This window comes from Amycolatopsis sp. NPDC005961 (genome assembly GCF_040629235.1).
In the GTDB taxonomy this organism is placed as follows: Bacteria; Actinomycetota; Actinomycetes; order Mycobacteriales; family Pseudonocardiaceae; genus Amycolatopsis; species Amycolatopsis camponoti.
The window spans coordinates 154,049-166,242 of record NZ_JBEXVF010000003.1 but is presented as its reverse complement, the minus strand read 5'-3'; the positions used below and the strand labels follow the sequence as shown (position 1 = coordinate 166,242).

The window sequence follows — 12,194 nt, the reverse complement described above, 5'->3', positions numbered from 1 at the left end:
ACCCGTCATTGGCAGATTCCGTTCGCCGTGCAGATCCTTCGGCAACGTCGCCGGTTTCTCCCGTCGACCGCCCACAGCCTTCTGCGGCCCGCCTCTTCGACCGTCTCAGAAAGCGCTTTCTCACGCAACGGCCGCCAAGAATGTCAACGTTGTCACCTCTTGCCCTCAACCGGAACGGACGACTCGACCCGAGCGAAAGCGAAGGCCGCTACAGCCCACAACCTTCAGCGGTTGCGTGGCCGTCACCTCGCAAACCGGCCCGCCATCACTTCAACCGTTGCGGGGTCGCCGGGAAGGAGTCAGCGGCTCTTGCTACGAGGCTCACGTTTCCGCGGCTGCCGACTCTCGGCCCGCGCCGCTCGCATGTCCAAGAAAGCGGCCACGCACGACACGAGCGCGGCCAGCAACCCGAGGAACCGGCCGAAGCCGGGACCGATGGCGATGCCGGCGGCGTCGAAGATGCCACGCTGGTCGGCGTCGAACTCCCAGTCCAGCGTGAACCAGCCGAGGACCATCAGCAGCAGTGCCGCCACGGCGACCGCCAGCCACAGGTGCGGCAGGCCGCTGACCCGCGCCTTCCGGATTCGCCCGAAAAAGACCACGACCAGCCCGGCCAGCAGCAACGGCAGCGGCGGGCACCACGCGAAGAAGCTCGAGTGCCACGCGTCGCGGACGACGTCACTGTGGTCCAGCTGCGCGAGGATGTCCTCGATGTCCGGCTTGTTGGTGCTCAGCGTGGTCCACGGCAGGAACATCGAGCCCAGCGCGAGCAGCCCGGCCGCCAGGCCGAGCCACTCGCGCCAGGTGACGCTTTTGACGGAGAACGACAACGGTCAGGAACCGACGCGTTCGATGATCAGCTCGCGGACCCGCTTGGCGTCGGCCTGCCCCTTGGTCGCCTTCATGACCGCGCCGACGATCGCGCCCGCCGCGGCGACCTTGCCGCCGCGGATCTTGTCCGCGACGTCCGGCTGCCCCGCCAAGGCCTCGTCGATCGCCGCGAGCAACGCCGAGTCGTCCGAGACGACCTTCAGCCCGCGCTTCTCGACGACCTCGCGCGGCTCGCCCTCACCGGCGAGCACGCCCTGGACGACCTCCTTGGCGAGCTTGTTCGTCAGCTCGCCGGAGGACACCAGCCCGATGACCTCGGCCACCTGCTTCGGCGTGATCGTCAGATCGGCCAGCTCGACCTCACGGGCGTTCGCCTCCTGCGCCAGGGTGTTGACCCACCAGCCGCGGGCCTCGTCCGGCGAAGCGCCGGCCTCGACCGTGGCCGCGACGAGGTCGACGGCACCGACGTTCAGCAGGTCACGCAGGGCTTCGTCGGAAAGCGACCACTCGGTCTGGATCCGCTTCCGCCGCTCGGACGGCATCTCCGGCAGCGTGCCACGCAGCTGTTCGACCCACTCGCGCGCCGGCGCGATCGGGACCAGGTCGGGCTCCGGGAAGTACCGGTAGTCCTCCGCGGTCTCCTTCGTCCGGCCGGGCGACGTGGTGCCGTCGGCCTCCTGGAAGTGCCGCGTCTCCTGCTTGATCTTGCCGCCTTCGGCGAGGATCGCCGCCTGCCGCGTCATCTCGTAGCGAACGGCCCGTTCGACGCTGCGCAGCGAGTTGACGTTCTTCGTCTCGGTGCGCGTGCCGAACTCGGTGGCACCCTTCGGCATAAGCGAAACGTTCGCGTCGCACCGCAGCGAGCCCTGGTCCATGCGGACGTCGGACACGTCGAGCGCGCGCAGCAGATCCCGCAGCGCGCTCACGTACGCCCGCGCGACCTCGGGAGCCCGCTCGCCGGTGCCCTCGATCGTCTTGGTGACGATTTCGATCAGCGGCACGCCGGCCCGGTTGTAGTCGAGCAGCGAGTGCTCGGCGCCGTGGATCCGGCCGGTGGCGCCGCCGACGTGCAGCGACTTCCCGGTGTCCTCTTCCATGTGCGCGCGCTCGATCTCGACGCGCACGACCTCGCCGTCGTCGAGCGTGACGTCGAGGTAGCCGTTGAAGGCGATCGGCTCGTCGTACTGCGACGTCTGGAAGTTCTTCGGCATGTCCGGGTAGAAGTAGTTCTTCCGGGCGAACCGGCACCACTCGGCGATCTCGCAGTTCAACGCGAGACCGATCCGGATCGCCCCCTCGACGGCTTTGCCGTTAAGCGCCGGCAGCGCCCCGGGCAGGCCGAGGCAGGTCGGGCAGACCTTCGTGTTCGGCTCGCCGCCGAACTCGTTGGCGCAGCCGCAGAACATCTTCGTGTTGGTGTTCAGCTCGACGTGCACCTCGAGCCCCAGCACGGGGTCGAACCGCTCGACGACGTCGGCGTAGTCCATCAACTCGGCCACGGCAGTCACTTCGTTCCTCCCAGCTCCGGGACCTTGTGGATGAGCGCCCCACCGGCGGCGGCGTCACGGGCGGCCTCATAGGCGGCGCCGACGCGGTAGAGCCGGTCGTCGGCGAGCGCCGGGGCCATGATCTGCAGGCCGACCGGCAGCCCGTCTTCCTCGGACAGCCCGCTCGGCACACTCATGGCGGCGTTGCCGGCGAGGTTCGACGGGATCGTGCACAGGTCGGCGAGGTACATCGCCATCGGGTCGTCCACGCGCTCGCCGATCTTGAACGCCGTGGTCGGCGTCGTGGGCGAAACGAGGACATCGACCTTTTCGAACGCGGCAGCGAAGTCACGCGTGATCAGCGTGCGCACCTTCTGCGCCGAGCCGTAGTAGGCGTCGTAGTAGCCGGACGACAACGCGTAGGTGCCCAGCATGATGCGCCGCTTCACCTCGGCGCCGAAGCCCTTCTCGCGGGTGAGCGACATGACCTCTTCGGCACTGTGGTTGCCGTCGTCGGCGACGCGCAGGCCGTAGCGCATGGCGTCGAACCGCGCGAGGTTCGACGAGGCCTCGCTCGGCGCGATCAGGTAGTACGCGGGCAGCGCGTAGACGAAATGCGGACAAGAGACCTCGACGACCTCGGCCCCGAGCGCCCGCAGCTGCTCGACCGCGGCCTGGAACGACCGCTCCACGCCCGGCTGGTAGCCGTCGCCGCCGAACTCCTTCACGACGCCGACCTTGACGCCCTTGAGGTCACCCGTCATGCCCTGACGGGCCGCGGCGACCACCGGCGGCACCGGCGCGTCGATGGAGGTCGAGTCCAGCGGGTCGTGCCCGGCGATGACCTCGTGCAGCAGGGCGGCGTCGAGCACCGTCCGCGCGCACGGCCCGGCCTGGTCGAGCGACGACGAAAAAGCGACGAGGCCGTACCGCGACACCCCGCCGTAGGTCGGCTTGACCCCGACGGTGCCGGTGACGGACCCGGGCTGCCGGATCGAGCCACCGGTGTCGGTGCCGATCGCGATGGCCGCCTCGAACGCCGCGATCGACGCCGACGAGCCACCGCCCGACCCGCCCGGGATGCGGGCGTGGTCCCACGGGTTGTGCGTCGGGCCGTACGCCGAGTTCTCGGTCGACGAGCCCATGGCGAACTCGTCCATGTTCGTCTTGCCGAGAATCACGACACCGGCCTCGCGCAGCTTGCGCGTCACGGTCGCGTCGTACGGCGGGATCCAGCCTTCGAGCGTTTTCGAACCACAGGTCGTCGGCACGCCCTCGGTGGTCAGGACGTCCTTGAGCGCGAGCGGCACGCCGGCCAGCGCCGACGCGGGCGCGCCGCCACCGGCGATACCCTCGTCGACCGCCTTGGCCGCGGCCAGCGCGCCCTCGGTGTCGACGTGCAGGAACGCGTGGATGTGGTCGTCGACCTCGGCGATCCGGTCCAGGTGGGCCTGGGTGACCTCGACCGCGGACACCTCACGCGTGTGGATTTTTTCCGCCAGTTCCGCGGCGGTCAGCTTGATGAGCTCGGTCACTGCTCTTCCCCCAGAATCCGCGGCACCCGGAAGCGGCCGTCCTCGGCGGCCGGCGCGCCGGCCAGCGCCTGCTGCTGCGTGAGCCCGGGGCGGACGACGTCCTCCCGGAAGACGTTCGTCAGCGGCACGGCGTGCGACGTCGGCGGCACATCGGCGGCGGCGACCTCGCTCACCTTGGCCACCGAGTCCAGGATCTGGTCGAGCTGGCCGGCGAAGACGTCGATCTCGTCGTCGGTCACGGCCAGCCTGGCCAGCTTCGCGAGGTGCGCGACCTCGTCTCGGGAAATGTTGGGCACGCGGGTGACTCCCGGGTTGTGCTGTGCGGGTTGTCTCGGAAGCTGCAAGTCTATGGTGACGACGTCGGCGGACTCGACTGGGTTACGCCCGGCGCAGGCCGGGTGCCGTCCGGCGACACCGACGTCCCGCCCGGCGGACAGAGGGTCCGCTGGCCGGGTGGGTCTGTCACAATCGGCGACCGGCATCGAGCGTCCCACGGCAAGGCTGGGACGCCAGAGGCGAGAGGGGCGCGTCGTGTCGTTCCTGATCCGGGTCCTCCTTCCGGACAGCCCGGGAACCCTCGGCGCGGTCGCCACGGCGCTCGGCACGGTGGGCGCCGACATCCTCAGCGTGGACGTCGTCGAGCGCGGCACCGGAGTGGCGGTCGACGACCTGGTGGTCGAACTCCCGTCCGGTCGGCTGCCCGACGCGCTCATCACGGCGGCGGAGAGTGTCGAAGGCGTCGAAGTGGACGCTGTCCGCCCCTACGCGGGCGTGCTCGACACGCACCGCGAGCTCGAACTCGTCGAAGAGATCGCCGCGCAGCCGAAGTCCGGCCTCGACATCCTGGCCGAAGGCGTGCCCCGGATCGTGCGCGCCGGCTGGGCGATGATCGTCGAACACTCCGAGACCGGCGCCCTCCGGCTGGCGTCGTCGAGCGCCGCGCCGGAGACCCCGATCACCGACCTGCCCTGGCTGCCGCTCGAGCGCGCGACGGTCCTCGACGGCGAAGAAGCCTGGATCCCGGAGACGTGGAAGGAACTGGGCACCGAGCTGGCGGCCACGCCGCTGGGCAAGCCGGGCAAGGCGCTGCTCGTCGCCCGCCCCGGCGGCCCGGCCTTCCGAGCGGCCGAGGTCGCCCGGCTGGCTCACCTCGCCGGGATCGTCGCGGTCGTCCTCGACGGCTAGCCCCGCACGTTGCCGAAAAGGGGACGAGGCCGTGTCGGCTCGTCCCCTTTTCGACGAACGCCAAGTCAGACGTCGATCTGGTAGGCGATCAGGCTGATGTGCGGAAACGGCCGCCAGTCCCGCTCGGCCAGGCGCGCGAACCCGAGCCGCTCGTAAAGCCGGTGCGCGGTTTGCATCCGGTCGAGACTGCTCAACACCACCTTGGGGATGCCCAGCGCCCGCGCACGGCCGAGCACGGCCCGCGTCAGCGCCTCGCCGACACCGCGACCACGCGCCGACGGCGCCACCGCGAGCATCCGGAACTCCAGCTCTCCCGGACGCGAGATTTCGGCGTACGGCGACCCCGGCCGCACGACGGTCACGGTGCCAAGCACCTCCCCCGTCGCATCGACGGCGACGAGCACTTCGGCCAGCTCGGCCCGGCTCGCGACGTCACGCAGCTTCGCGTCATAACCGACATCACCGGCCAAGTGACCATCGGCCTCGTAAGCCTGGACCGTGACCTCGCCCGCGGCGGCGTACTCCTCGGGCCGCGGTGGCCGGATCTCGACATCACCCATCCGTCTCCCCAGTCTCGTCTTCGACGGTCTCGTCGCCGGCCGGCAGCGCCACCTCCTGCGCCGCCTCCGGCCCCCGCTCCAGCAGGACGCGGAAGCCGGCTTCGTCGAGCACCGGCACCTTGAGTTGCACGGCCTTGTCGTATTTCGAACCAGGCGAATCTCCGACGACGACGAACGAGGTCTTCTTCGAGACCGACCCGGCGGCCTTGCCGCCCCGGGCCATGATGACCTCCTTGGCCTCGTCGCGGGAGAAGCCGTCGAGCGAACCCGTCACCACGATCGACAGGCCCTCGAGGTTGCGCGGGATCGACTCGTCGCGCTCCTCCTCCATCCGCACGCCGGCGCGTCGCCATTTTTCGACGATCTCCCGGTGCCAGCCGACCTCGAACCACTCCTGCGTCGCGTGCGCGATGGTCGGGCCGACGCCGTCGACGTCCGCGAGCTCCTCTTCGGTGGCCTGCTCGATCCGCTCGATCGAGCCGAACTCGCGGGCCAGCGCCTGCGCCGCGGTCGGCCCGACGTGCCGGATCGACAAAGCGACCAGCACCTTCCACAGTGGCCGATCTTTGGCCACGTCGAGGTTCGCGAGCAGCTTTCGCGCGTTCGCGGACAACTCGCCGGCCTTCGTGCGGAACAGCTCGACCTCGGCGAGGCTGTCCTCGTTCAGGTCGAAGACGTCACCCTCGTCGGCGACCACCCGCGCATCGAGCAGCGCGACCGCGGCCTCGTACCCGAGGACCTCGATGTCGAAGGCGCCGCGCCCGGCCAGGTGGAAGAGCCGTTCCCGCAACTGCGCGGGACAGAACCGCGTGTTCGGGCAGCGGATGTCCTTGTCGCCTTCCTTCTGGTAGGCGAGCTCGGTGCCGCATTCCGGGCAGTGGGTGGGCATGACGAACTCGCGCTCGTCGCCCGTGCGCGCGTCCACCACCGGCCCGAGGACCTCGGGGATGACATCGCCGGCCTTGCGGATGACGATCCGGTCACCGATCAGCACGCCCTTGCGCTTGACTTCCTCCTGGTTGTGGAGGGTGGCGCGCGCGACGGTCGACCCCGCGACCGTGACCGGCTCGGTGACCGCGAACGGGGTCACTCGTCCGGTGCGCCCGACGCCGACCTGGATGTCCAGCAGCGTGGTGATCGCTTCTTCCGGCGGGTACTTGTAAGCGATCGCCCACCGCGGCGCCCGCGACGTCGTGCCCAGCCGGCGCTGCAGCGCGACCTGGTCGACCTTGATGACGACGCCGTCGATCTCGTGCTCGGCGTCGTGCCGGTGCTCTCCCCAGTAGACGATGTGCTCGGTGAGTTCCTCGGCCGTGGTCAGGACCTTGCTGTGCGGCGACACCGGCAGCCCCCACGCGGCCAGCGCGTCGTACGCCTCCGACTGGCGCTGCGGCTCGAAGCCCTCGCGCTTGCCGAGACCGTGGCAGATCAGTCGCAGCCGGCGCTCACGGGTGATCTTCGGGTCCTTCTGGCGCAGCGAACCGGCCGCGGTGTTGCGCGGGTTCGCGTAGGGCGGCTTGCCCGCTTCGACCATCTTCGCGTTCAGCTCGAGGAAGTCCTCGACGCGGAAATAGACCTCGCCGCGGACTTCGACCAGAGCGGGCACCGGGAACTGCTCGGTGCCTGTGAGAGTCTCGGGCACCTGGTCCAGAGTGCGCATGTTCAGCGTAACGTCTTCGCCGGTCCGTCCGTCACCGCGAGTGAGCGCCCGGGTGAGTTGACCGTTTTCGTACAAGAGGTTGATCGCCAGGCCGTCGATCTTCAGCTCGGCGAGGAACTCGGTGCGGCCGACCTCCTTCTCGACGCGTTCCACCCAGGCCAGGAACTCGTCCCGGTCGAACACGTTGTCCAGGCTGAGCATGCGCTCGAGGTGGTCGTGCGCGGTGAACTCGGTCGAGAAGGTGCCGCCGACGCGCTGGGTCGGCGACTCGGGCGTGACCAGCGACGGGTGTGCGTCCTCGATCCGCTGCAGTTCGCCGAGCAACTCGTCGAACTGCCCGTCGGAGATGATCGGCGAGTCCAGGACGTAGTAGCGGAACTGGTGGTTGCGCAGGTCCTCCGCGAGGGCGGCGTGCCGCTCGCGAACCTCGGCCGGGACGTCGGCGACGTCCTCGGCGGCCACCGGGGCGTCGACCGCCGCAACCTGGTCCTGGGGAAGTTCGGTGCTGCTCACGGGTGGTAACCCTAGTCGGGGGGACCGACAATTTCGTCGGTACCGCTGGCCAGTCCGCGGACCAGTTCACGGAACTCCGGAAGGGTGATCGCACCGGCCGGCTCGGCCGCCGCGGTCTCCACGCGCCGTAGTCGTTCGGCGGCCAGACGTTCACCCAATGTCGCGTCGAGCGGCAGGAACGTCATGGTCCGCCGGGCGGCTTCGTCGAGGTCGGCGAAGCCCGGGTGGAAGACGGCGACGTCGACGACGTGTTCGTCCTCGTCGACCTGCGCGACGACCCGGACGTCGGCCAGCGCGATCCGGTGCTCGCCGAGGTTGACGGTGACCTCCGTCGGATCGGGAACCGGCGGGACCGAGTCGTGGTACTCCCAGATCGCGTCTTCCGGCGGCGCCGCGGCCCGCCACGCGTCGGTGAACGGCCGCAGCTCCGGGTCCTCCTGACCGGTCACGACCAGGGCGTAGATCGCCCGGCGACCACGTTCGAGCGAAAAGTGCAGCCGCGGGTGCAGTGCCTCGACCAGCTGGCAGAGCTCGTGCTCCACCCGGTGCGGTTCACCCTCGCCGAGCGCCGCGCTGATCATCGGCAGCAGGTCGTACCAACCGCGCCAGAACGCGTCCGCGGCCGCCGCCGGGTCATCGGGTACGTGCTGATCGGGCCACGCGGTGCGCGGGTCGGGCGGATCGGCGGCGGCGGTGTTCTTGCGGCGGAACAGGCGCATGGTTACGGGTGGTCCTCGTTCGGTCGGCTACCCCGCCACGCTACTGGCCGGGCCGCGCGGACGTCGGCGAGTCGCCGGATTCCGTCACCAGCCTTCCGGGGGCTCCAGGAAGGCCTTGCCGAGATCGCGCGTCAGCGAGAGGGCCCGGCGCATCCATTCCGGCGTGGCTCCGGCGAGGCCGCACGCGGGGGTCGGCACCGCACGTTCGGCGAGGACGCTGCGGTTGAAGCCGAGCCGGTCGGCCAGCCGGAACGCCGGCTCGCCGACGTCCTTCAGGGTCAGCGGAGACCCGGGCGCATTCGTCGGGACCGCGCCCAGGAACAGCGTCGCCCCGCCGTCCCAGACCTCGCCGATCTCGTCGAGGAACGCGGCGGAGGCGCCGTCGAGCGCCGCGAGGTCGAAAGCCAGAGCGTCGGCTCCGGCGTCGCGCAGCAGGCCGAGCGGTGGCTTCGCGGCGCAGCAGTGCAGGACCACCGGCCGGCCGGTGATCGCCTTCGCGCCGTCGATCACCGTCGCGAGCAGGTCACGGGCCTCGGGCTCCGGCACCGCGGCGACGTTTCCGTAGCCGGACGGCGTCGACAGGCCACCGGCCAGCACCGCGGGCAAGGACGGCTCGTCGAACTGGACGACGACCGGTGCCCCGGTCCTGGCCTGGACCTTCGCGACGTGCCCGGCGAGGCCGTCCAGCAGGGAGGACGTGAAGTCCCGCAAGGCGCCCTGGTCGGTGAGCACCCGATGGCCACGGGGCAGTTCGATCCCGGCACCGAGCGTCCACGGGCCGGCCAGCTGGACCTTGAAGACCGGCGGGGTGGCGCCGGCCTTCTCCCGCGCCTCCTGCACGGCGTCGAGATCCCAGCGAAGCAGGTCGACGGCCCGGCGGTGCTCGTGGCCCGGCCGCGCCGCCACGCGGTAGCCGCTCGGCACGACCTCGACGGCCAAGTCGACCAGCAGTGCGGCGGTGCGGCCGAGCATGTCGGCACCGACGCCGCGGGCCGGCAACTCCGGCAGGTGCGGGAAGTCCGGCAGCTCGCCGAACAGGATCTCCGCCGCTTCCGCGGGGTCCGTGCCCGGCATCGAGCCGATCGCCGTTGCGGCACCGCTGGGCCAAGCTCGCTCATTCACGACCACCGATTCTGGTCGACCACCCGCGGGCGGCGCCGACCGGGCTGCCGCACCGAGCCGTCCGGAGACAGACATACGCCGCATTTGCCTTTACCGGCACCGTGGCGGGGTCAGCGCGGATAGGCTCACCCGCCATGACGAGTTCGCCACCGCAACCGGGCTGGTATCCCGACGCGCGGGACCCCCGTCTGCACCGTTGGTGGGACGGCCGGGCCTGGACCACCAACACCCGGCCGGCCGATCAGGCGTCGCCACCGAGCGACTCCGAGCTGATCGAGCTGGACATCGAGCGGGCCCACGATCCGGCACGCGTCCAAGACCAGGTCAGTCGCGCGACGCGCGGCCGAGGAGCCGCGCGCGCCGGCGGCGGGACGCTGTTCACCGAGCCGGTCCTAGTGGTCAACCAACGCGCGAAGCTGATCGAGATGGCCAACGAGTTCGGCGTCTTCGACCAGCACGGCAACCGGCTCGGCGGAGTCGTCGAGGTCGGGCAGAGCACCTTGAAGAAGGCAATCCGGCTGCTCACCAACTACGACCAGTTCCTGACCCACAAGTTCGAGGTCCGGGACGCCAACCACAGCACCGTGCTGAAGGTGACGCGGCCCGCCAAGGTCTTCAAGTCGCGCTTCCTCGTCACCAGGGCCGACGAGTCTCCGATCGGTGAGATCGTCCAGGAGAACGTCTTCGGAAAGATCCGCTTCGGCTTCGTCGTCGACGGCCGCTCGGTGGGCGGGATCTTCGCCGAGAACTGGCGGGCCTGGAACTTCTCGATCCGCGACCACGCCGACACCGAGGTCGCCCGAGTGACCAAGACGTGGGGCGGGTTCCTCAAGGCCGCCTTCACCACCGCCGACAACTACGTCGTGGAAATCCCCCACCCGCTGCCCGATCCGCTCGCCAGCATGGTGGTCGCCGCGGCCCTCACGATCGACACCGCCCTGAAGCAGGACACCAACTGAGCGAGTGACCGGCGTCTCAGCTCCCCCAGGTGGACAGCGCGCCCGGCACGGCTCAGGGTGAATGGAGGCCGGGACATCGCAGTCTCGCCGGGACGGAGGTCACCGTGGAACCGTTGCCGGAAAGCAGCGACAGGAACTGGACCGAGCCCGGAATCTACGAGGTCTCGGCCGGCGTTTACCGGATCCCGCTGCCTCTACCCAACGATGCTCTGCGCGCGGTCAACGTCTACGCGGTCACCGACGGCAAGAAGCTGGTCCTGGTCGACTCGGGCTGGGCGCTGGACGTAGCTCGGGAACAGCTCGCGAATGCACTCGACGGGATCGGTGCGGAACTGGCCGACGTCAGCGAGTTCCTCGTGACCCACGTGCACCGCGACCACTATTCACAGGCCGTCGTCCTTCGGCGCGAGTTCGGCTCGAAGATCGCTCTGGGCCAGGACGAAGAGCCGTCGTTGAAGGCTTCCGGCAACCCCGACCGGCTGCCGATGGAGGCCCAGATCGACCTGCTGTTCCAGGCCGGCGCCGGCGAAGTCGTCGAGGCCTTGGCCCGCGACTTCGGCACGGATCGCCGGCACACGGAGGCGGACCTCTGGGAAGCTCCCGACGAGTGGCTGACTCCGGGACGACGCTCGATCCTGCCCGGTCGCGAGTTCGACGTCGTCGCCACTCCCGGTCACACGGCCGGCCATGTCGTGTTCGTCGACGACACCGCCGATCTGCTGTTCTCCGGCGATCACGTGCTGCCGCACATCACGCCTTCGATCGGATTCCAGCCCGTGCCGGCCGAGTTGCCGCTCAACGACTTCATCGACTCGCTGCGCCTGGTGCGCGCGATGCCGGACCGCCGCATGCTTCCCGCGCACGGTCCGGTGTCCGAAAGCGTGCATACACGGGTCGACGAACTGCTGGAACATCATCGGCAACGCCTTGAGACGATCGGCTCCCAGATCACCGCCGGCGCGAGCACCGCTTTCGAGGCCGCGCACCGGATCGGCTGGACCCGCCGCAACCGCAAACTGTCCGAAATGGACTCGTTCAACCAGACACTCGCAGTCCTCGAGACTGCGGCACATCTCGACCTGCTGGTGTCCCAGGGCAAACTGACCGCCCAGATCGTCGAAGGTGTCCACCACTACACGATCCCCTGACCGGCACTGAGGGTAGCCACTTCGTCGCAGTTATAACGCTCGGTCGAGCGTCCTGCATACTGGGTGAAATGGATGTCATCAGGCGTGCCAGGGCGACGGACATCGAGGCGATCGTGCGCCTGTTCGGTGCGCCGGGCGAGCCGCTGGCAGCCGCACTTCGAGAGCTCATGAACACCCCGCACGTCACGCTGGTCGTCGCCGAGGACGTCAACGGCGTCGCCGGCACCGCCCAGCTGACGGTGCTGCGAGGGCTTGCATGGGAAGGCGCGACCCGCGGCTTGCTCGAAGGCATCCGCGCCGCGCGGCGCGGAGTGACCAGCGCGCTTCTGACCTGGGGCATCGACGAAGCCCGTCGACGAGGTTGCAGCCGCCTCCACCTCGATTCCGGCCTCAAGCGCGCCGACCTGCGGGAGTTCTACGCGCGCTTCGGGTTCGAGCAAAGCTATCAAGGGTTCACCCGCGTCCTGTGATACTG

The 12,194-nt window shown here is 69.8% G+C and carries 12 protein-coding genes; 4 read left to right on the top strand and 8 right to left on the bottom strand.

From position 1 onward, the window contains the following. Window positions 1–299 precede the first annotated feature (299 nt). The 4 genes from ABZ342_RS04225 to gatC are packed head-to-tail and all read right to left on the bottom strand — an operon-like array spanning window position 300 to window position 4,149. Window positions 300–830: a hypothetical protein gene (locus ABZ342_RS04225; RefSeq protein WP_360468595.1), complete on the bottom strand. Its 531-nt coding sequence runs from the start codon at window positions 828–830 to the stop codon at window positions 300–302. A 3-nt stretch (window positions 831–833) separates the two neighbouring features. Further along, complete coding sequence (gatB, locus tag ABZ342_RS04220; RefSeq protein WP_360468593.1) at window positions 834–2,339, bottom strand: Asp-tRNA(Asn)/Glu-tRNA(Gln) amidotransferase subunit GatB; 1,506 nt, start codon at window positions 2,337–2,339, stop codon at window positions 834–836. Further along, window positions 2,336–3,853: an Asp-tRNA(Asn)/Glu-tRNA(Gln) amidotransferase subunit GatA gene (gene gatA / locus ABZ342_RS04215; RefSeq protein WP_360468591.1), complete on the bottom strand. Its 1,518-nt coding sequence runs from the start codon at window positions 3,851–3,853 to the stop codon at window positions 2,336–2,338. The genes gatB and gatA overlap by 4 nt, the downstream gene beginning before the upstream one ends. Beyond that, window positions 3,850–4,149, bottom strand: a complete 300-nt coding sequence (gene gatC / locus ABZ342_RS04210; RefSeq protein ID WP_360468589.1) for an Asp-tRNA(Asn)/Glu-tRNA(Gln) amidotransferase subunit GatC — start codon at window positions 4,147–4,149, stop codon at window positions 3,850–3,852. Before gatC ends, gatA begins: the two co-directional genes overlap by 4 nt. A 235-nt stretch (window positions 4,150–4,384) precedes the next feature. On the opposite strand from gatC, the gene ABZ342_RS04205 reads away from it, so the two are divergent. Then, window positions 4,385–5,038: an amino acid-binding protein gene (locus tag ABZ342_RS04205; RefSeq protein WP_155545079.1), complete on the top strand. Its 654-nt coding sequence runs from the start codon at window positions 4,385–4,387 to the stop codon at window positions 5,036–5,038. Between the two features lie 65 nt (window positions 5,039–5,103). Here the strand turns inward: ABZ342_RS04205 and ABZ342_RS04200 are convergent, their stop codons facing one another. From ABZ342_RS04200 to ABZ342_RS04185, 4 genes are all read right to left on the bottom strand, one after another. Beyond that, window positions 5,104–5,598 carry a GNAT family N-acetyltransferase gene (locus ABZ342_RS04200; RefSeq protein WP_360468587.1) on the bottom strand — a complete coding sequence of 165 codons (495 nt, stop codon included), beginning with the start codon at window positions 5,596–5,598 and terminating at the stop codon, window positions 5,104–5,106. Further along, window positions 5,591–7,771: an NAD-dependent DNA ligase LigA gene (ligA, locus tag ABZ342_RS04195; protein WP_360468585.1), complete on the bottom strand. Its 2,181-nt coding sequence runs from the start codon at window positions 7,769–7,771 to the stop codon at window positions 5,591–5,593. The genes ABZ342_RS04200 and ligA overlap by 8 nt, the downstream gene beginning before the upstream one ends. A gap of 11 nt (window positions 7,772–7,782) precedes the next feature. Further along, window positions 7,783–8,490, bottom strand: a complete 708-nt coding sequence (locus ABZ342_RS04190; RefSeq protein ID WP_360468583.1) for a hypothetical protein — start codon at window positions 8,488–8,490, stop codon at window positions 7,783–7,785. A gap of 84 nt (window positions 8,491–8,574) precedes the next feature. After that, window positions 8,575–9,612 carry a methionine synthase gene (locus ABZ342_RS04185; RefSeq protein ID WP_360468581.1) on the bottom strand — a complete coding sequence of 346 codons (1,038 nt, stop codon included), beginning with the start codon at window positions 9,610–9,612 and terminating at the stop codon, window positions 8,575–8,577. Window positions 9,613–9,746: 134 nt separating this feature from the next. Here ABZ342_RS04185 and ABZ342_RS04180 point away from each other — a divergent pair, with 134 nt between their 5' ends. From ABZ342_RS04180 to ABZ342_RS04170, 3 genes are all read left to right on the top strand, one after another. Continuing rightward, window positions 9,747–10,571 carry a phospholipid scramblase-related protein gene (locus ABZ342_RS04180; protein ID WP_360468579.1) on the top strand — a complete coding sequence of 275 codons (825 nt, stop codon included), beginning with the start codon at window positions 9,747–9,749 and terminating at the stop codon, window positions 10,569–10,571. Between the two features lie 104 nt (window positions 10,572–10,675). Next, entirely contained in the window at window positions 10,676–11,719 is a 1,044-nt protein-coding gene (locus ABZ342_RS04175; protein WP_360468748.1) for an MBL fold metallo-hydrolase, read from the top strand. Window positions 11,720–11,787: 68 nt separating this feature from the next. Beyond that, complete coding sequence (locus ABZ342_RS04170) at window positions 11,788–12,189, top strand: GNAT family N-acetyltransferase (RefSeq protein ID WP_360468577.1); 402 nt, start codon at window positions 11,788–11,790, stop codon at window positions 12,187–12,189. Window positions 12,190–12,194 lie beyond the last annotated feature (5 nt).

Excerpts from the sequence above, each read along its gene's own strand:
- ABZ342_RS04200 (WP_360468587.1), bottom strand. The coding sequence starts at position 5,598 with ATGGGTGATGTCGAGATCCGGCCACCGCGGCCCGAGGAGTACGCCGCC.
- ABZ342_RS04180 (WP_360468579.1), top strand. The coding sequence starts at position 9,747 with ATGACGAGTTCGCCACCGCAACCGGGCTGGTATCCCGACGCGCGGGAC.
- ABZ342_RS04170 (WP_360468577.1), top strand. The coding sequence starts at position 11,788 with ATGGATGTCATCAGGCGTGCCAGGGCGACGGACATCGAGGCGATCGTG.
- ABZ342_RS04190 (WP_360468583.1), bottom strand. The coding sequence starts at position 8,490 with ATGCGCCTGTTCCGCCGCAAGAACACCGCCGCCGCCGATCCGCCCGAC.